This window comes from Clostridium sp. CX1, assembly GCF_025398335.1.
Taxonomy (GTDB): Bacteria; Bacillota; Clostridia; order Clostridiales; family Clostridiaceae; genus Clostridium_AM; species Clostridium_AM tanneri.
In genome coordinates this window covers 108,821-129,969 of record NZ_JAODOO010000010.1, presented here as the reverse complement: position 1 = coordinate 129,969, position 21,149 = coordinate 108,821, and the positions used below count along the sequence as shown (strand labels likewise).

Below are 21,149 nucleotides of genomic sequence, written 5' to 3'. Positions count from 1 at the left end.
ATAGTAACTAGCTGTATGTATAATTTTTTTTTATAATTCAACAAATTTCATAATAAAATTGTTAATATATAAACAATTAAAATTTGTTACTTTGGAGGTTTTTTATGATAATTGACACTCATATTCATGAAAGTAAATATTCCTTAGATAGTGAAATATCTCTGAAAGACATTGTAAAAAGAGCAAAAGAAATTGGACTAGATGGGGTTTGCATAACAGACCATGAAAGTAACGAAATTATGGAAGAAGCTCATGAATACTCAAAATCCACAGGTTTTTTAATTTTAGTCGGAGCGGAAATACTAACTTATCAAGGCGATATATTAGTATTTGGATTAAAAGATTTACCTAAAAAAATGCTTCCTGCTAAAGAACTAATAGAGTTAGTCCACAAAAATAAGGGAGTAGCTATAAGTGCTCATCCTTATCGAAATAACAATAGAGGCATGGGGGATTATATAAAAGTAGCTAAGTCTTTAGGCTTAAATGGCGTAGAATCTTTTAATGGCAGCACTGAGCCCCACCAGAATCTTCATGCATATTCCCTAGCTACAGAGTTAAATATACCTTCCATAGGTTCTAGCGATGCTCACGTTATTGAGAATATAGGTAAGTATGCTACTGTATTTCCTAATGGAATAAGAGATGAAAGAGACCTTATAGATGCTATAAAAGCTGGAAATGTATGTCCTGCTATGTTTAAAAATGGCCACTACAAACATATAGATATGTATAAGGAAGTTGAAAATAACTTAAAGGATAAAATTTACAGGGTTGTTTAGTGAAGATAGGCATACTGTTTCATTTTCTAAAATTAATACTATTATTACTAAAGCATTTCCATAACCGAAAAGTATACTCAATGCTTCTCGGTTATTTAATACTAGTTCGTAGGAAACTATATTATCTAGCTTACTTAAAAGTAAAAAGCCTCTCTATATCTTCAAAGGCGCTTTTCCAAGACTTTTTACCAATAGCTTCCTTAAGGGTACTGTTCATAGTTAGTTTATTTTCTATTTGTTTTTTTATAGCTTTACTTAAATTATTCTCAAAAGTCGGTATGTCCTCCTCCAGTGGGCTATCTACATCTTTTAGTCTTGGCAGAGGTATATACTCTATAATGCCACTATTGTTTATAGTGCTTCCCATCCATTCCTTAACCCCAGGCAGATCTGTAACTACTATTTTTAAACCGCAGGCCATAGCTTCTATTAATACTAAAGGAAGTCCTTCATAAAGGGATGGCAGTACTAATATATCACACTGCCTAAAAAGTTCTCCTAATTCCTTTTGAGGAAGAGCACCTAATATATGTATGTTAACCTCCTCTGAATTTCTTTTACATTCTTCAGTAATCTCTTTAGCTTCCTGTCCGATTCCGGAGCCTGCTAAGTATAGCTCTATGTTGCAGTACTGTTGCTTTAGGATTTTTATTGCATTAATTAGATGAGGTACACCTTTTGAATAGCTTAGCTTTCCTGCATAAATTATCTTTATCCTATCTTCCTTTTCTTTATCTTCACCTGTATAAAAGATCTCTGGGTTAAAACCTGTGCCAGCAATTCTTATATTCTTTTCCTCTATACCATACTCTTTAATTACAAGCTCCTTTTCATCTCTTTGGGAAACAATTACCCTTTCAATATTTTTACAATGATCTGTTACATATTTAATAATTTCTTTAGGGAACTTAGTATCCATAGTCTTAAAAATTTCTAACTGTCTTAAGTCTGTTCCATGACAAAAGGCTATTATCCTAGTATCAGGATATTTCTCCTTAACTAGTGCTGTTAAAATCCATAAATGGTGACAGATTATTATATCTGGTTCAAAATCATAAATAGCCTTGCTTATAGCGTCAGAAAAAGCCTTTTTCCACTTTTTAAGCATATCTATATCTAAATCCCTGTATCTAGTGCTTTTATACGGCATTACATCACTCATCCCTACCACAGGAAAAGGTAATTCCTCTCTTTCAAAAACCACTGGATAAAAATTAACATTATTATTTGTATGAAAGGAATACTTTCCATCTTCTGCTGATATACCGGCAACTATAGCTTGATGATAATTTTTTCTATCCCCTTCCTTCACTAAAGACCGTAAATATATTCCACTTCCCGTTTCCCCAGGCTTCTGTGCTATTATATTTAGTATTTTTTTCATATAACTCCTCCACGCAAAAAACTTTATGTTACTTTATAGTACACTAAAGTGGGTATTTTTTCTACAGTAATATTATTAAGCAAAACCTTTCCTATATATTCATTAGTAGATATATAAGTATGATGGCACACAAAGAAGATCTTAGAAATTAGACTTGGTAGCCTGTGTCTGTTGGTAGTTATGTAATAAAACTTTTGAGTGCACTAAAAACAGGTGTGTAGGTAGAGGTATACTGCGTAGAAAGCTTCGAATAAGAGCTAGAAGGTCTTATGCTGGCGATTTTGAAAATGTTAACTCAAACTCAGCTTTTGAAGAAAGCATTGAGCTTGAGTTCATTTTCAAAGTTGAGCCAGCATTAGATCTTCTTCTCGAAATGAGGGCTTTCAAGCAGTGTACCTCTACTTTAACACACCGGTGTTCAGTGCACCTAAACTTTTGTTACACAATAATTTGCAAAATGGATGAGACTTCAATTGCAAGCTATTCTTTAAAGTAAGCCCTCACAAAATCCGGTGCATTATCCTCTGTGAAGACTCCAAAATCAATATTTTGTTTACTATGATTATAAAAGCCTATAAGATATTTTGCCCCTCCATCTTTTCTATGATAATTATAAGTTCTAAGACAAGTTTCAACCTTATCTTTATCGGTGATCTCCAGCCTCTTTACACTGCTGCCCGTTATATCTGTTCCCATTTTTAACTTTCCTTCTAATTGCTGTTCATTTTGAACTTTTTCCACTACAGCGTATCCAATATCCTTCGGAAGAATTCTTGAATTCTCCAAATACCCTTTTTTCCTTAACCATTCCTCAAATAGAACATAGGATTTTTCCCAAGATAAATGAGCTTGCTTATCACCTCCGCGGTACTCGCTATCAGTAAGTCTTGGATATTTCTTCAACTTACCCTCAGCTATCATAAAGCTCATTTCTGACCAAGCTGGTTTATCATCCTTCATTTGTTCATAGGTTTCATTATTAATATCCTGCTTTAATACTTCTATAGCTTCCTTTATGTCCTCTGGTTTTAATATAACGGTTCCTTTTCCGATGCCGCTATCTCCAATTTGTCGAAGAGTAATCTTTTCCACATCGGCTGAATCTAAACTAAAGACATCATATTTCATATTTTTAAATTCTTTTGATTCATAAATAGGCTTAAAATATTTAACATAATCATCGTAAGATATGTTATAGGATCTTTGAATTTTATTTCCGTTATTTAGTCTGTATTGAAAAACTACAGATCTTGTACTCTGCCTATTTAAATTCTTATTTTTATGCTTGTCTTCTATAAGTTTTTTATGAAAGCTTTCTATACTTTGAAGGTTTTTTTCATCACTATATAGGTCGATACTATACTTATCAGAATACAAATTATAGTATTCACTAAAATATATACTTTCAACATTATCTAAAGCTGGTATCCTATTTTCATATCCAGTTATATCAAATCTTATTCCTATAGAAACTATTATCATTACAACTATATAAATGCCATACCCTTTTATACTTTTGAAAACCCAAAGAGATTTTTTTACTATCACCTCTGCAACAAAATATCCTATAAGAGAACCAATAAAAAATCCAAAGAATATCCATCTGTCACTATTTTGTACTGCTTGGAAATAAGCCCCTCCCACCAGCATAGCACAAAAAGTAACTCCATATTTAAAAACATATTGAAGACTTTTAAAAGCAATTGGATTAGAGGCTGCTTCTAGTTTTCTTATGTTGTACACAAACTGTGAAATAAAATATAGAATAATGCATAGTAGTATATATAGTGTTACTTCAGTTAAAGTAAGGTTTTTATTATTAAAATCAAAATTTCCGAAGCCATCAAAAATTCTTACTATAGGTGAAAGCTTATTGCTTATTTCATTGACGTTATAAGCAAAACCATATATAAATAGCTTAAGTGTTTCACTAATCAATAAAGTTAAGCCAAAAGGTAAAAACATAAATATATAAGTTAATACTCCTTGCAGTACAGAGCTGCCTGTGACCATTCCCATAAATACAGCTACAAAGAAAGATACTAAAGGAAAAAGAATCATAATTCTCGACCACTGAATTGCATCATAAGCACCATAATACTGTCCTAGACCTAAAACTTTATTTAAAATTATTATTATAAGAGCATTAATTATAACTGGAGCTACTAGCGATACTACAGCAAAAGCAATATGACTTCTGTATAAGGTGTTTCTCTTAATAGGCAAACTGTGAATCATGTCCACAGAAATTTTTACTTGAATATATCTAAAAATAAATATTGCTAGTAGTACTGGTACTATTAAAGCAAAAATTCCCTGCAGTCCTCCGCCTCTAAAATAGAGTAGATCTTTTATCATATTAATGTTATTAACATTATTAATTCTTTCATTAGTGCACAACATAAATATTTTAAGCGGAAGTAAAAATATAAGCACCATTGTGTATGCAGCACTTATCCACCCAAACCTTCTTATATCATCAAGGATTATACCTTTATTAAAAAATGATATTTTTGATTTCATATCCTACATCCCCCATTTCATAAATGAAAATTTCTTCTAAGGTTAAAGGTAAAATGTCTAAGATAACCGGTTCTTCTTTCATAATATCCTTTAAAATCTCTTCTTTCTTACCTCTTACTATAAAGAGCATTATGCTTCCTCTTTTTTCTTTATATAGGACATGGCAATCTTCTAAAATTTCTGAAGTTACTTCCCTTTTAAAAGCAACTTGAATTTTATGCACATCTGATTTTAAGTCATCTAAATCCTTTTCTAGTATTAAGGAACCTTTATGTAGTATTCCAATATGGTCACATAAATCCTCCAGCTCCCTTAAATTATGAGAAGATATTAAAACTGTCATCTGTCTTTCTGCTACATCTTGTACTATAAGGTTTTTTACCTTTTGTCTCATAACAGGATCTAGTCCATCTAAAGGTTCATCAAGAATCAGCACCTCTGGCATAGCTGATAACCCAAGCCAGAAGGCAACTTGTCTCTGCATTCCCTTAGAAAGCCTGTGTAACTTTTTATTTTCATCAATGTTAAAGACCTCTTTTAACTTTTTATATCTTTCTTCATTGAAATTGGGATACACTCTCTTGTAAAATCTAGCCATATCCTTTATGCTGTACTGGGTAAAAAAATACAGAGTATCCGGAATAAATACTAATTTTGATTTAATATCTACATTCTCAAAGACTTCTTCACCAGCTATGAAAACCTCTCCTTCATCCTGTCTATAGATACCAACTAAAGTTTTTATTAAAGTTGTCTTTCCTGCTCCATTAGAACCAACTAGCCCGTAGATAGAACCTTTTTTTACATTGATGCTTACGTTCTTTAATGCTTCTAAGTCTTCAAAAGTTTTGCTTACCTTTTTTACCTCTAGCACCTTACCTTCCCCCTTGTATCATCTCATCTATTTCTGAGACAATTTTTAAAATTTCTTCTTTTTTCATACCTAGATACATAGCCTCCGATAAAATCTTCACTAATTCTTCTTTTAACTTAGATAACTTTTCAATATTTCCGCTCTGCAACACTGCTGCCACAAAATTCCCCTTTCCTGGTACTGAATAAATGTAGCCTTGGTGCTCAAGTTCCCTATATGCCTTTTGAATAGTATTAGGATTAACTGTAAGTTCATTTGCAAGACTTCTTACTGAAGGAAGTTTTTCATCCCTTTTTAAAATTTCAGTTATAATCAATTCTTTGAATTTCTCTACTAATTGTTCGTAAATAGGCAATCGACTTCTTAAATCTAATTCAAACATTTTTTCCCTCCCTCACTATTAACTATATTTACCTAACTATGTCATATACCGTATTAACCGTATTATTATTTATGGTACAGTTTTATTATATGCTACTTATTTCCTTTTGTAAATATCTATTATAAGTTTTTATCAATATAAAAGTACCTGTAGTATTATATTTACAGGTACTTTTCACTTAAATTATAGTTTAAGCTTTTTACTATTTAAAGACTTTTCTAGGGTTAAAGTTCCAAATTCATCGAAAACCAAGATATAACATTCCTTATCTATATTAAATCTTACCCCTACTAGATTAAACTCTAACTTCTCCTCTACATAGTCCTTAAATCCATAAAAATCCTCTGGTAATTCCTTTTTAGCATTAAAGCTATACCCCAGAAAATTACACACTATTACATATTTATAACTTTTAAATGTTAACCTCCTATAGCAATCTATCTTTGCTATATCCACACCTTCAAAATACATTTCTTTAATTTTCTGGGGTATTAATTTTGTAAAAATAACTTGTTCATTCTTATCACTTATCTGTTCTTCTACGTTGATATGAACAATTAGGTGGAATTCATAGCTAATCACAAAATTCATCCCCTTATTTTGATTTGTAAATATTGGTACATTTTGAATGGGTATGTAATATTAATACAGTGTAAATGTACCTAGAAGGAATTTGCTATTGAAAAAAGTTCCACCTAGTTATATAGTATTTTAATTATTGTTCTTGGTGACAAAAATATTAATAGTGAACCCGTACTAACCAAAACTTTATTTTTTTATCACTCCATCCAAGATCCCAAGGAGCTTTATTTCTATCTGTGTTGTGGCAGGTAACTAAGGAATAGCCTCTAGAGTCAGCTCCTGTTACAACAGAAATATGAGTAATGTCTCCTTTTTTTTCATAAGCTACAAAATCACCGGGCAAGAGCTTGTAGGAAGCTTTATATACCTTATCATAATTACCATAAGCAATAATCGATGCTCTTCCACTGTAAATCATATAATTCTTAAAGGCATCAGCATTTAACCATGCACCTGTAGCGCCTCTACCATCATAATTCCATGAAGAATTTTTCCTAAACTTGCCTCCCTCAAATAAAATTTGAGATGCAAAGTTTGCACAATCTCCTCCCTGTGGATTATAATCTCTATATTTTTTATTATACTTAAATCCATACTGTTCCTCACTGGCAGCTCCACAATATTGTTCTGCATATTCTATAGCCTTTTTTCTTCTTTCATTTATATTGGAAACATCTCTAAAACTTTGTGATAAAATATATTGTTTTATGGAATCTGCTTTTATGTTATCTAGGTTTAAGGCATCTGCGAAAGGATCTTTGTACCATTCCTTTGTAATTACCCATACACCATCTTTTTTAGCAATTTGCATTGAATGGTGAGTTCCAATTCTAGATACGTTAACCATATCTGGTGAATCTTCATATACATACTTATATTCTGTTGAACATATTAGATAAGCAGAATATCTGTCTCCAGTGCCCTTAAGACTTTTAATTACCACCTTTGGGGTAATGTTTGTAAACTTTACCCCCTGCTTTTCCTCCCAATTATGAATGTAGTCCATTTTCTTTTTTTCGTGTTCATAGGCCCAGGTTCCATACTTAGTGTCTTTGTCGTAAATAGACTCTATTAACTCTAAATCTCTGTTTACTATTGCCTTATTTCTATTGCATATTATTTCTTCTATAGCTTGAGTTATTTGCTCCTTGGAGTTTTCTTCCTCAGCTAGCACCTTATTAGGACAAAATATCTGAATTAGCAATAAGGTAAATAATATCGTTAGCTTCACTAAGATTATTTCACTTTTTTTCCTTTGAGAAAGCTTCATAATTCAATACTCCTTTACTTTGCGAAATGTTGTTAATAAAATTTCATGCTTTTATTATTCCCCCAATGCTTATAAAATCGAACTATCAGTTTTATCCAAAATTTCAATTTAACTTTAAAGAAACCACTTCAACTATGTCTTAACTTATATTATATATCTTGGTAAAAAAACTGCTTATTTAAAGCAGCCTATAACTCCTAAGAATACTAAATTACTCTAATGATTTATTAATTTTTTCAACACAAGATTTCACGTTAACATCCTCTAAAGGCACCCCATTATACCACAGTTTATCAAAGTCTCTTTTTACTCCAAAATATCTAGCTTTTAAGATAATTTCTGGCCTATATTCAAAATGTAAAATATCAAAATGGCCCCATTTTCCTCCCCATATAAAATTATTCTTTTCGAATATTTCTACAACCTCCCTTGGGTAACTATCTAGTCTCTTTTGGCCTTGCTCTTCATTGGCCCACTTCCAGTAGTCTCTCCTATCTCTAGCTAAATCAATAGCAATTCCAAAAGAGTGAGGACTTAACCTATTTGTTCCTGATATTAAGCGATAATTAAAAGTTCCACTACAAGGAATTACTGCAGCCCTAATAGCTGAATTTCTTTCTATCAAAGGTGTAAGGTCCTTCATGACATCTTTCAGTGATTCTGCTGCTTTATTTTTGTCATTAAATTGAAGTGGTGTATATCCGAAGTTTACCCTTGCTAAATTAGATTGTATTTGCTGCTGAGAACTCCCATAGACTTCATTTAGTATTCCATATGCTCTACAACGACCTGGATCAAAGTTTTTATCCATTAGCTTCAAATCAGTAGAAAGTGGATAAACCTGCTCCATCATGTCTTGCAAATCTGGGTTCTCTAATTTTTGTTCGTAAGTTTTTATTTTTTTATCATCATAAAGTATCCTTTTTCCTGACTTCATTACTAGGTAAACAAGACCATTGTCTTCCTTAACTATATCGGAAACATATCCTGGATAAGCCATCATTAGAGACAGGATATCCTGTTTCATATTTACTTCATAGCTATTAATGCTTGTGTATGTAGACTTATTATTAGTCTGTGAAGCCTCTACTGGATAGCTTGTATTAATACATAAAGAAAATAATAATATTATGCAAAGAGTTATTTTTTTCATTTCACTGCCACCACCTTAGTATCTATAATCTATTAATTTTATTTTATATACTTACCAATACAATTCTATTGTATGTATGCATTAATGATAAAAAATAAAAGCAGCTTACCCTATTGGCAAACTACTTTTTCTTCATGTAACTATATTCAATATTTATAAACAACTTAAAAAATCGATAAAATCTTTATATCACTATTTTTTGATAAATCTATATAATTTGAGTTTACCTGAACTATTGGCTCCGTGATGTTAAAAGGCGGTATATATACAATTTGTCCTATATCCCCTGAACTTAACCTAACCTTAAATCCAATATATAATGCTGATATATGGCTTAGAAATTCCTTCATTATAATTAAGTCAAAATACCTTATACCTGATATCTGAAAAAATTGAAATGCTTCAAAAGGAGTATTCCTTTTTTTATAAACTCTATCAGAAGTAATAGCATCATAAACATCTGCTATGGAAATTATTTTTGCGAATCTATTTATCTTGTCGCCCTTGGCACCAAAAGGATATCCAGAACCATCTTCTTTTTCATGGTGCATTAGTACCGCTAGTCTCTCATCCTTCGATATGTTTTTCAAAGGTTTTAGAATCTCATACCCGTATACTGTGTGTTTTTTTATTATTTCAAACTCATCTGGAGTCAATTTTCCTTTCTTATTCAATACTGTACTTTCAATCTTAATTTTTCCTATATCATGAAGAAGTGCTGCTTCTATAACCCTTAATATTTCTGTCTCTGATAAGCCTAGCCATTTACAAATAAGCATTGAATAAAAGGCAACATTTATACTGTGACTATAGGTGTATTCATCAGCATCTTTTATGCTATTTAAGCATTTAATTATATTTATATCTTCCTGTACTTCCGCGTATATTGTTTTGGACACACTATTTATTATGTCTAGGTTAACCTCTTCCCCTTTTAGCATGTTTATTAGCGACTTTTTTAAAGCAGCTATACTTCCCTTGTAATTTACTTCAAGTCTTTCCATGGAGTCGTATTCATCTAATTTACCAGTGATCTTAGTTTCATATATCCAAAGTCCCTCTATTTTAAATTTTATAAGCTTTTTTATTATATAGTCATTTAAAGTGGTATTTTTTATTATCAATGTAGCTCCATGGTTGGTAATTACATCAAAAGCTATGACATCCCCACTTTTACAGGATGAAGTTGGTATATATATGTAATCCATAACATCCCCCTTATAGTTTTGATATAAAAATATCAAACTAAGTTTAATTCTCTCATTGTGCTTGTTAACTTATTTATCTCTATAGGTTTCTCTATGTAAGTTGCATCCTCTGTTTCTAAAGCCTTAGAAATATATTCAGTTTTTCCAAGGGCTGTAAGCATAATAATTTTAGCTTTCCTAGATTCCTCAATTTTATAATGACTTTCCATTTTTCTTATTGTTTTCAGTACTTCTATACCATCAACCTTTGGCATCATTATATCTAGACAAACTAAATCATAAGTTTCCTGTAATTCTAAGGCTAAAGAAAAGGCTTCCAGGACCTCAATTCCATCAACAGTAGTATCACACTTTCCATATTTAGAAAAAAATTTAAACATAAATTTTCTACTTGCTAAGTCATCTTCTGCTACTAAAATCTTCATCAAAATTCCTCCTGCTGACGCATCGTTAACATTTTTTATTTATTATTAATCAATAAGTTTCCTCTAGCTTCTTTAAAAACTTCTTTCCTTCTTCTAGATCCCTCCGTCTTACTGCAAGTTCAATGGCAAAAGCCAACATTTTTATATTTTTTATACCAGCACAGCTGCTTATATTTTTAATTTGCTTTGCAGCCTTTTCAGCCTTTAAAAAGTTCCCTTCTTCCAAAGCTTCTTTGATTTCCTTAACATAACCTTTAGTAAATTCTAAAAGCTGGTTATTATCACTAATAGGTTTATTATTCTTACATTTGTCTTTCATTGATGAAGTAAACTCATAACTATATGAATTCATTTTTTCATTTTTATGGTATTTTCCACTTAAAAATTTTACACTATTTTCGAAATTTTTGTCAATCTCTTCATTGTAAAATAGCTTTGACTCATTGTTGTAATTGACATTAACCTTTGGTTGAGCTGCTTTTACAGAAGTTCGTTGAACTTTAACAGTAAAATAAAAAGTACTGCCTTTATCCTTTTGGCTTTCTACTCCTATAATTCCACCCATTATTTTTATAAGACCTTTAGAAATTATTAAACCTAAACCTGTACCACCATATCTTCTAGTTATGGATCCGTCTACCTGGCTAAATTCCTTAAATAGTTTAATCCTATCTTCTTCTGCAATCCCAATGCCTGTATCTGTTATAGCAAATACTATCTCTACAAAGTTTTCTACATTTTCAATGACTTTTACACTAAGGATAACTCGCCCTTCTTCTGTAAACTTTATAGCATTTCCAAGTATATTATTTATTACCTGCTCTAATTTATTAGCATCACCAATTATCTCTTCCGGTACGTTTGCATCCATATTCCACGTTAATATTAAATTCTTATCTTTTACATTAATCTGATGTATCTTTATAGAACTTTCAATCAAGTTTCTTAAATTAAATGGAGTTCTATCTACTGTCATTTTGCCAGCCTCAATTTTTGAAAAATCTAAAATATCGTTTATTATAAGTAGCAGAGAATTTGCACTGTGTTTCACAGTCTCTAAGCTATCTCTTTGATCTTCTGTTAAATTTGTTAACAGGGTTAAATCTACTAATCCTATAATGCTGTTTAAAGGTGTCCTTATTTCATGACTTACGTTTGCTAAAAATGTACTTTTGGCACTACTAGCTGCCTCCGCTGCTTCCTTTGCTTCTCTTAATTCCTCTGCATTTTTCTTCTGTTCCGTTGTATCTCTGAAAATACAAGCAAAGCAATCCTCTTCGGGACTGTATATATATACTTGGCACCACTTATTAATATTGCCTCCTATAAAAAACTCTTTAGATTCAAATGGTTGACTTTCAATTACAGCATTAGCTACTATTTGTAAATAAAGTTCTTTATAATTTTTTAAATCCAAAAATATTTGAAAAAAGCTTTTTCCTACTAGTTCTTCTCTCTTTGCATCCACTAGTTTCTCATAGGCATTATTTACTTCCAAATATATAAAATCTATAATGTTTTTATTTCTGTCATATACTACCTTAAAATATCCAAAAGCATTATGCATATTTTTAAATAGGTTCTTATACTTAGCTTCACTTTTTTTCAGTGCCTCTTCAGATTCTCTTATAGCTCTTAAGTCTCTTACAATAGACGCCATTACATATCTTCCTTGAAGATAAAATTTAATTGCCGTTATTTCTACAGGTATATAGCTTCCATCTTTAGCTATAGTTATACGCTGAAAAATGCACTTTCCTTTTTGAAAAAATTCCTCTATTACATGAGGTAATTCTATTGAAGACTCTGGATCTTCAATGTCCCTAGGAGTCATCTTTAGAAATTCTTCTCTGCTATATCCCCATAGCTTGCAGGCAGTGTCGTTTATTTCAATGTACTGACCTGGTTCCTCAGTTCTTCCCATTTCCTGAACAAAAATTGCAGCATCACTGTTATTAAACAATGTGCGAAACTTTTCTTCACTATCTCTTAAGGCCTTTTCTGTTACTTTACTCATTTCCATTCACCTTTTATAAAACATATTTTAAATATGAATCATAATCTGTTCATAAATATAAGATAGTGGTACCTGCGTGTCTGCATAACCTCCTTCAAAGACAACCTTAGGCATACCGTAAACAACACAAGATTCCTCTGCCTCTGCAATTACATGACCTTCATAATGCTTCACTAACTTACAACCTTCTAATCCGTCATTTCCCATACCAGTAAGAATTACAGATAATAGCTTATCTTTATAAATAGGAGCCAAGGACTTAAGGGTTACATTTATAGATGGTTTATATAATATATCTTTAACTAACTTATCACTTACATTAAAAACATCAGTTCCGTCTTGTCTTCTATTTATTGTTGTCTGAAACCCAGAAGGTGCTATATAAATATTTCCTGCCTCTATTATCTCACCATCTTCTATTTCTTTAACATTAAGATTACACAGAGTATTAAACCTCTCAGCTAGAGATTTTGTAAAACCAGGAGGCATGTGCTGCATTACAATAATAGGAACGTTAAAATCCTTTGGGAATCTAGGAAGTATAGCCTGCAAGGCAGAGGGCCCCCCCGTAGAACAGCCTATAGCTACTAAATCTACTTTATGCATTGGAAGGGATTTAGTAGTTCTATTTTCCTCTTCTACCTTTTTACCAATACTTTCTTTTGCTGTATTACTTTTCTTCTCTGCAATAGTCCTTATTCTATATAAAAAATCCTTTTCTATCTCATTCGTTATATCTTCACCTATTAAATCCTCTTTTAGAAAGAAGTCTGCAGCACCTAATTCTAAGGCTTTAATAGTAGATTCTGTCTCTTTATCTGTATGCTTACTTATCATTACAACAGGTACAGGATAATTCTTCATTATAATCTCTAGTGCAGCTAACCCATCCATCTCTGGCATTTCTATATCCATGGTCACAAGATCTGGCTTTAGTCGCTGTACCTTTTCTATAGCATCTGCACCATTTCTAGCAATACCTAGGATGAAAAACTGGCAATCTTTCTCAATTAATTTACTTACACATCTTCTCATAAAGGAAGAGTCATCCACCACTAACACTCCAAATTTTTTCATAAGAGTTATCCCTCCTTTCTATAATAAAAAGTAGAATCAGTATAAATAGCTTTAAAGCCAGTATTCATACCAGTTATAGTTTCAGCGTGGCCTAATAGTAAGTAACCACCAGGCTTTAATATATTATAAAAGGAATGGATTATCTTCTTAATAGTTTCTTGGTCAAAATATATTAGTACATTTCTACAGAATATAATATCCATCTCTTCCATTTTTTCAACAAGATTTGAATCAAAAAGGTTTATATTTTTAAACTCTACTTTCTCTTTAATAATATCTTTTACGGCATATTCTTCCTCTAAATGTAAAAAATATTTATCTAACATTTCTTGAGGCATCTTACGAAAGGAAAAGGATTTTTTGTTATATACCCCTTTTTTTGCTTTGCTAAGCACCTTTTTATCTATATCTGATGCAATAATTTTTACTGTACTAGCTCCAAAGACTTTACTTTCCTCACAGAGCATGGACAAGGTATATGGTTCTTCTCCAGTGGAGCAGGCTGCGCTCCAAATACGAAGTGGGTTACTTAAAGAATATTCTTTAAACTGAGGCAGAATACTATCCTTAAACTCTTTTAAAAGGTTCTCTTCACGGAAAAAGTAAGTTTCATTAATAGTGATCAGTTGTATAAGATTATCCCATTCCCCCTTCTCCATCTTTAGAAATCCGCAATATTCCCAAGGTGATAGAGCTAACTCTACCAACCTGTTTGCTATTTTGGATTGAAGAAGGGAAATATTATTTAAAAAATTGATTCCACAATAATTGTATATTTCTTTAGCTAACTGCTGTAGCCCTATGTCATTACTCATCAGAGTAACCTCCTTGCCTTTTGTAATAAAATAATTGACAGTGGATAGTTAACCTAGTTTCCTTATCCACTGTCAATTTCATAAATTTGCTGCTTCTGTTATAGTACTATTTCAAAGGATACTACCTAAAAACTAAAAAATATTCTGTAATTCTTCTAAGGTTTCACTAATTTCTTTTGCACTTGAAACTAAGTCCAAGGCTACTGTTTCTGTTCTATTTAGCTCTTCATTATGTAAATTTACAATTTTTGAAATCTCACTAGTGTGTTTTACGATATTTTGTACCTCTGATGCCTGTACATTTGTGGCAGCAGCTACTTCATTAGCCTGTTCAGCTATATCCTTCACAGTATTTTTAATCTTATCAGCACCTGTTGCCTGTTCTTTTATAATTTCATTAATTTGTCTCATTTGCTCTCTTGCATTTATCGTTCCCTTGATAACCTCTTCTACACCTACTGCCTGCTCCTTGGCTGCCTTTGCTACCTGTGTTATTTGCCCTGCCAAATTCTCTGTTGCTACAGTTATATTTTGTCCCTGAGCAGCCTGTTCTTTTACTGCTGCTGTAATTTGTCTTACCTGTTCTCTTGCATTTTCTACACCCTTTATAACTTGCTCTACTGCTAAGGCTTGCTCTTTTCCTGCTGTAGCCACTTGTATTGTTTGTTCTGATACATTTTCTACTGCTGCAACTATATTTTGTCCCTGTTTAGCCTGCTCCTTTACAGCTACTGTAATTTGTCTTACCTGTTCCCTTGCATTTACTACCCCTCTTATAACTTCTTCTGCTCCCTCTGCCTGTTCCTTTGTTGCCGAAGTTACCTGTGCTGCTTGCTCTGTTACACTTTCTACTGCAGCAACAATATTTTGACTCTGCTGTGCCTGCTCTTTTACAGCTGAAGTGATCTGTCTCACTTGTTCTCTTGCATTAGCTACTCCATTTATAACTTCTTCTACAGTTATTGCTTGCTCCTTTGCAGCGGCAGCCACTTGTATTGTTTGTTCTGATACATTTTCTATAGCTATGACTATATTTTCCCCCTGCTTAGCCTGCTCTTTTACAGCCACTGTAATCTGTCTTACCTGCTCTCTTGCATTTACTATTCCTTTAATAATTTCTTCTACTCCTGCTGCTTGTTCCTTAGTTGCTTGAGTTACCATAATAGACTGATTTGTGACATTTTTCACTGCTTCTAAAACACTTTTGCTATCACTAGTTTGGGCCTCTGTAGCCGTTGTAACTTCTACTATCTCACTATTTACTCTTTCAATACCAGCTACTATTTTATCTATAGCTTTCCCAGCTTCGTCTCCTAAACGGGTGCCGTATTCCACCTTTTCCGTCCCTACTCCTATAGCTTTAATAGCATTTGCAGCTTCTTCTTGAATTCCTTTAATTAAGGAGGCTATTTCCTTAGTAGCTGCTGCTGAACGCTCAGCAAGCTTTCTAACTTCATCTGCAACTACAGCAAAACCCTTTCCATGATCTCCAGCTCTTGCTGCCTCAATAGCTGCATTCAAAGCAAGAAGATTTGTTTGGTCAGCAATATCATCAATTACCTCAATAATGCTGCCTATCTTCTCTGAACTTTTACCTAGTCCATCCATTACTTTTTCAGCTTGATGTATTACCTGAGAAATTTCCTTTATAGCAACTACTGATTCCCCTATAGCATTTTGTCCTTCTCTTGCATCTGCCTGAACTTTATCGCTAAGTTTATTTATATTTTGAGCATTCTTAGCCACCTGTTCTATAGAGGCTACCATTCCCTCTACTGTATTATGAGCTTCCACAGCAGATTGCTGAAGCATTTCTGAGTTATCAGCTACTCCTTTTATAGATTGGCCCATCTCTTCTATAGATGCTGATATTTGTTCTACTGAACTTGCAGTACTTTCACTGTTACCTGCTACCTGTTCTATAGAGGCTACAATTTCCTGTACCGCTGCGGAGGTTTCTTCTACTGAACCTTTTAAACTGTCCGAATTACCTGCTACTCCCTTAATAGACTTTCCCATCTGCTCTATAGATGCTGATATTTCCTCTACTGAGCTTGCAGTACTTTCACTATTGCCTGCTACTTGCTCTATAGAAGCTGCCATTTCCTGTACTGCTGCAGCAGTCTCTTCTGCTGATCCTTTAAGGCTCTCTGCATTACCTGCTACTCCCTTAATAGACTTTCCCATTTGCTCAATAGACACAGATATCTCTTCTACTGATTTGGCAGTGCTTTCACTGTTACCTGCTACCTGTTCTATAGATGCTACAGTCTCTTGCACTGCTGCGGAAGTTTCCTCTACTGATCCCTTTAAACTTTCTGCATTACCTGCTACTCCTTTTATGGACTTTCCTATCTGCTCTATAGATGCAGATATTTCCTCTACTGATCCTGTAGTACTTTCACTATTGCCTGCTACCTGCTCTATAGAAGCAGCCAATTCCTGTATTGCACTAGTGGTTTCTTTTGCTGATTCTTTTAAACTATCTGCATTACCTGCTACACCTTTTATTGACTTTCCCATCTGCTCAATAGACACAGATATTTCTTCTATAGAAGCAGCTGTACTTCTACTGTTTTCTGATGCACTTTTCATTCCTACTGTCATTTCTTCAATATATTCCGTTGAGTTTGTAGCTAACTCCTTAAGACGTTCAGAATTCTTTACCACACCAGTAATGGATTGAGAAAGTTCCTTTGTCATTGTGCTAGTAGACTCTGTTGATGCAGCCTGCTCTTTTGTCCCTTTGTTAATTTGTTTTACAACAGAGGATAAATCCTTCAACTGTTCCTGCAATGTTGTTGTGTTATTAGCTGCCTTGTTTAGTTTTTTGTTAACTCCATAGCCTTCCATGTACTTAATAGCCATTTTCTTTGTAAATGAGTTCATAATTTTCCTCCTGATCTACTATTTTTAGTTAATTATAAGTTTCTTCTACTAGCTACCATTTTGGCAATTCCTACTACATCTAGGATACAGGCAACGCTGCCATCTCCTAATATAGTTGCTCCCGAAAAACCATCAACCTTTCCTATGTAGCCTCCAAAAGACTTTACAACAATTTCTTGATTCCCTATTAGCTCGTCTACAACTATTCCAATTTGTTTTTCTGCTACTCCAATAATTACCACAAAAACATTTTTTCTCTCTGTAGTCCTTGAAATGTTAAAATAATCATGTAGCCAAACCAATGGAATAATCTTACCTCTTACCATAACAATTGGTTGTCCCTTAACATTTTCTATTTCACTTTTTTCTTTTCTTACAATTTCTATTACATTACTCATTGGAAGTGCATAGATTACATCTCTAAGTTTTATTAAAAGTCCCCTTAATATAGCTAATGTTAAAGGTAACTTAATTTTAAACTTCGTGCCCTGTCCTTCTTCTGTTTCTGTTTCTATGATGCCATTTAACTTATCAATATGATTTCTTACTATATCCATACCAACTCCACGACCGGATACATCACTTACGGTTTTTGATGTAGAGAAACCACTTTTAAATATTAAGTTTATGATATCCTCTCTAGACATAGTTTCTGCTTCTTGTGGAGCTATTAGTTTTTTTTCTATAGCAGACTCTTTTATCTTCTCTAAGTTTATTCCTGCTCCATCATCTTCAACGGTTATAATTACATGATTCTCCTGGTGACACGCTGTAACTTTTAATGTTCCCTTTTCTGCCTTTCCTGCACTTTTACGAAGTTCTGATTTCTCAATTCCATGGTCTACAGAATTACGAATTAGATGAATAAGTGGATCACTTATTTCTTCTATTATAGTCTTGTCCATTTCTGTATCTTCACCTTCTAGAATCAAAGTAACCTCTTTTTCTAGTGCAGCTGACAGATCCCTAACTATTCTAGGAAGTCTATTGAACAACTGCTTAACAGGGACCATCCTAGTTTTCATAACTCCCTCTTGCAGCTCACTAACTACTCTGGTTATATGATTAGAAATTCCTAAAAGTTCTTCCACAGAGTTGTCTTGGGAATAACGATTATATAAATCACTTCCAACCTTAGCCATCCTAGTCTGTTCAATTACTAATTCCCCTATTAAATTCATTATCTTTTCCAACCGTTCTACATCTACCCGTAGAGTTTGTAGTACTTTTTTATCACTATTAGGCTTGTCTTTATCTGTAGCAGCACTTTTTTCTTCTACAGTCTCTTCGTCTTTACAATTTTCTATCTGGTTACACTGTACTTCGTTAAAGTTATGTATTTCAACTTTATCTACATCCATCAACTGTTCTTCTGCATTCTTTTGAAGTTCTATTTTGTCATAATTACTAATAAGTAAATAACTTACCTTACCTACAGAAGATTCATCAGATAAATTCATTAAATCCGGTATAGTCTTTACTACAGTTCCAAGTTCATTAAAATGGTTCATGATAAGACAAGCTCTAGTTAACTTCATAAAACTTTCTTCTGAAATATGAATTTCACAAAGTAAAGTATTAAGTCCCATTTCCCTTGCTTGAACAACTTGCATTTTCACATCTTCATCCTGGAAAAGTTCCTTTGATAGACTTTCTAAATCAACTTCTCCACTGGATACATTTTGTTCTAATATTAGGTTCAGTTCCGAAATTATTTCATTAATTTCTGTAGTTATATTTGTTTTATCTACTACAAATTCATCTATTAACAACTTTAAATTGTCTAAACACTTAAATAAAATATCAATAACAGTTTTATTTAAAAAAAGTATTCCATTCCGGATTTTATCCAATACGTTCTCCATTTCATGGGTCAGTATCTTCATTTTCTCAAATCCCATAGAAGAAGATGATCCCTTCAAGGTATGAGCTACTCGAAATATTTTTTGTATAAGCTCAGGACTTTCACCACTTTGCTCCAATTCTAAAATACCTTGTTCTAATAACTGCAGCTGTTCTTCCACTTCATCCACAAAGGCTCTAATTATTTCAGAACGTTCAAATACTCCAGACATAGTTTTCAGCTCCTTTATTCATGGTAGAGAATCTTATCAATCTTCAAGATACCAGCAATCCCTTCTTCCATAATCCCAATTCCAAGAAAATAACTGCTGTCTAATTCACCTAACATATCAGGTGCTTGTTGAATTTCTTTAAAACGAAGAACTTGACTTACTTCATCTACTATCATTCCTATTATTTCATCTCTACTTTCAACCACAATAATTCTTGTGGACTTAGTGGCAGAATAATTTTTTATTCCAAATCTCTTATGTATATTCACTACTGGAACAACCTTCCCACGGAGATTAATAATCCCCTCTAGAAAAGCTCTGCTGTTAGGCACAGCAGTAATCTTTTGCATCCTAATTGTTTCAAAAATATCATTAATTTTTAAAGCACACTTATCATCAGCTAGCTTAAAGATAACGTATTGACTATCTAGTAAATCATCCATAAAAATTCAACCTCTGTTCATAATAATATTAGAGCTTATTAAGGGTTTGTACTACGTAATCTTCTTTATAAGGCTTTACAATGAATCCTTTCGCTCCTGCCATAACTGCTTCTCTAACAAAGGTTTCTTGTCCCATGGCAGAAATCATAACAACCTTCGCATTAGGATCTATCTTTCTAATTTCCCTTAAGGCATCTACTCCATCCATTTCAGGCATAGTTATATCCATTGTAACTACATCAGGGCAAAGTGATTTAAATTTTGTCACTCCATCTAAACCGTTTACTGCTTCACCTACAACTTCAAAGCCATTACTCTCTAAGATTGTCTTAAGGGATACCCTCATAAAGGCCGCGTCATCTACTATTAAAACCTTTTTCATTACCATCATCTCCCTAATCATTTATTTATATTATATAGATACTCTTTTTTTGTTTCATTCTTTAGTATCCAAAATATTACACTAGTTTAAAAACCATTTCCAAAGTTGAACTAACCTTTTCCTGTAAAGAGAATTTGCATTCATTCATTCTCCATTTCATTACCGTTTCTCTAAATAAACCTAAAATTACAGCCGAAAGCATTTCACCATCTAATTCAATAGAAAACTCTCCGGATTTTTTTCCTTCTTCTACAAGCTCAGCAATAAAATTACTTCGTGAATTAGAAATGGATTTAATTTTTTCGAATGCATCGTTATTTTGTCTGAAAAACTCGTATGAGTTATATATAGCTGTTATGGCAGGATAATTTTCATAGTACTGGGCAAAGGATTGTATAAAAAATCTTATGGCCTCTTTTGACTTTAATTCTTTTATTTTTATAGTTTCTATAATCACATCATCATAATGGCTATAGTATTCTATAACAGCTAAGATAATTTCATCTTTGCTTTTAAAATGCTTATATAAAGCCCCTTCCGTTACGCCTTGGTTTTTCGCAAGCTCCTTGGTAGACAGACCCTGCAAACCTAATCTATCAATTATTTCTACAGCACCTAAAATTATTCTTTCTCTTCTTGATATAAACAGATTCTTCATTTTTCCTCCTAGGTAAGTAAGTACTTACTTTCCACTATTAATTCCATTATATAAAAATTAGCATAATTTTGTCAATATGTAGGTTTTTTTAAGCTAAATTGTAGAATTTAGTATAATATTAACTTTTTGCCTTTTAATAGAGTCAAAGTAAAGAGCAAAAAAATACTGTCTAGTTCTAGAAATTACCTTCTATCCCTTAGACAGCTACTA

Annotated in this window: 18 protein-coding genes; 1 reads left to right on the top strand and 17 read right to left on the bottom strand. The window is 32.7% G+C overall.

Annotated elements, in window-relative coordinates:
- The first annotated feature begins 104 nt into the window (after positions 1-104).
- Positions 105-782, top strand: coding sequence for a PHP domain-containing protein (locus N4T77_RS12560; RefSeq protein WP_261672150.1), 678 nt, complete (start codon positions 105-107; stop codon positions 780-782).
- Between the two features lie 130 nt (positions 783-912).
- Here the strand turns inward: N4T77_RS12560 and N4T77_RS12555 are convergent, their stop codons facing one another.
- From N4T77_RS12555 to N4T77_RS12475, 17 genes are all read right to left on the bottom strand, one after another.
- Entirely contained in the window at positions 913-2,166 is a 1,254-nt protein-coding gene (locus N4T77_RS12555) for a glycosyltransferase family 4 protein (RefSeq protein WP_261672149.1), read from the bottom strand.
- A gap of 480 nt (positions 2,167-2,646) precedes the next feature.
- Complete coding sequence (locus N4T77_RS12550; protein WP_261672148.1) at positions 2,647-4,689, bottom strand: DUF6449 domain-containing protein; 2,043 nt, start codon at positions 4,687-4,689, stop codon at positions 2,647-2,649.
- Positions 4,664-5,563 carry an ABC transporter ATP-binding protein gene (locus N4T77_RS12545; protein ID WP_261672147.1) on the bottom strand — a complete coding sequence of 300 codons (900 nt, stop codon included), beginning with the start codon at positions 5,561-5,563 and terminating at the stop codon, positions 4,664-4,666. Before N4T77_RS12545 ends, N4T77_RS12550 begins: the two co-directional genes overlap by 26 nt.
- Position 5,564: 1 nt before the next feature.
- The gene (locus N4T77_RS12540; protein WP_261672146.1) at positions 5,565-5,945 is read right to left on the bottom strand and encodes a GntR family transcriptional regulator; all 381 of its coding nucleotides are present in this window, start codon (positions 5,943-5,945) and stop codon (positions 5,565-5,567) included.
- A 183-nt stretch (positions 5,946-6,128) separates the two neighbouring features.
- Positions 6,129-6,527 (bottom strand): hypothetical protein, encoded by a 399-nt coding sequence (locus tag N4T77_RS12535; protein WP_261672145.1) that lies wholly within the window; start codon positions 6,525-6,527, stop codon positions 6,129-6,131.
- 157 nt (positions 6,528-6,684) lie between these two features.
- Positions 6,685-7,797: an amidase domain-containing protein gene (locus N4T77_RS12530; RefSeq protein ID WP_261672144.1), complete on the bottom strand. Its 1,113-nt coding sequence runs from the start codon at positions 7,795-7,797 to the stop codon at positions 6,685-6,687.
- Positions 7,798-8,008: 211 nt separating this feature from the next.
- The gene (locus tag N4T77_RS12525) at positions 8,009-8,950 is read right to left on the bottom strand and encodes a M15 family metallopeptidase (protein ID WP_261672143.1); all 942 of its coding nucleotides are present in this window, start codon (positions 8,948-8,950) and stop codon (positions 8,009-8,011) included.
- Between the two features lie 164 nt (positions 8,951-9,114).
- A complete protein-coding gene (locus N4T77_RS12520; protein WP_261672141.1) occupies positions 9,115-10,158 on the bottom strand; it encodes an HD-GYP domain-containing protein in 1,044 nt (347 codons plus the stop codon).
- A 32-nt stretch (positions 10,159-10,190) separates the two neighbouring features.
- Positions 10,191-10,583: a response regulator gene (locus tag N4T77_RS12515; protein WP_261672140.1), complete on the bottom strand. Its 393-nt coding sequence runs from the start codon at positions 10,581-10,583 to the stop codon at positions 10,191-10,193.
- A gap of 49 nt (positions 10,584-10,632) precedes the next feature.
- On the bottom strand, positions 10,633-12,600 hold the full coding sequence (locus N4T77_RS12510; protein ID WP_261672139.1) for an ATP-binding protein: 1,968 nt from the start codon (positions 12,598-12,600) through the stop codon (positions 10,633-10,635).
- Between the two features lie 27 nt (positions 12,601-12,627).
- Complete coding sequence (locus N4T77_RS12505; RefSeq protein ID WP_261672138.1) at positions 12,628-13,677, bottom strand: chemotaxis response regulator protein-glutamate methylesterase; 1,050 nt, start codon at positions 13,675-13,677, stop codon at positions 12,628-12,630.
- A 5-nt stretch (positions 13,678-13,682) separates the two neighbouring features.
- Positions 13,683-14,492 carry a protein-glutamate O-methyltransferase CheR gene (locus N4T77_RS12500; RefSeq protein WP_261672137.1) on the bottom strand — a complete coding sequence of 270 codons (810 nt, stop codon included), beginning with the start codon at positions 14,490-14,492 and terminating at the stop codon, positions 13,683-13,685.
- Between the two features lie 132 nt (positions 14,493-14,624).
- On the bottom strand, positions 14,625-17,381 hold the full coding sequence (locus N4T77_RS12495) for a methyl-accepting chemotaxis protein (protein WP_261672136.1): 2,757 nt from the start codon (positions 17,379-17,381) through the stop codon (positions 14,625-14,627).
- 32 nt (positions 17,382-17,413) lie between these two features.
- Entirely contained in the window at positions 17,414-19,456 is a 2,043-nt protein-coding gene (locus tag N4T77_RS12490) for a chemotaxis protein CheA (RefSeq protein ID WP_261672135.1), read from the bottom strand.
- A 14-nt stretch (positions 19,457-19,470) separates the two neighbouring features.
- The gene (locus tag N4T77_RS12485; protein WP_261672134.1) at positions 19,471-19,899 is read right to left on the bottom strand and encodes a chemotaxis protein CheW; all 429 of its coding nucleotides are present in this window, start codon (positions 19,897-19,899) and stop codon (positions 19,471-19,473) included.
- Between the two features lie 28 nt (positions 19,900-19,927).
- Positions 19,928-20,281, bottom strand: coding sequence for a response regulator (locus N4T77_RS12480; RefSeq protein ID WP_315903169.1), 354 nt, complete (start codon positions 20,279-20,281; stop codon positions 19,928-19,930).
- A 76-nt stretch (positions 20,282-20,357) separates the two neighbouring features.
- Positions 20,358-20,939: a TetR/AcrR family transcriptional regulator gene (locus N4T77_RS12475; protein WP_261672133.1), complete on the bottom strand. Its 582-nt coding sequence runs from the start codon at positions 20,937-20,939 to the stop codon at positions 20,358-20,360.
- Positions 20,940-21,149 lie beyond the last annotated feature (210 nt).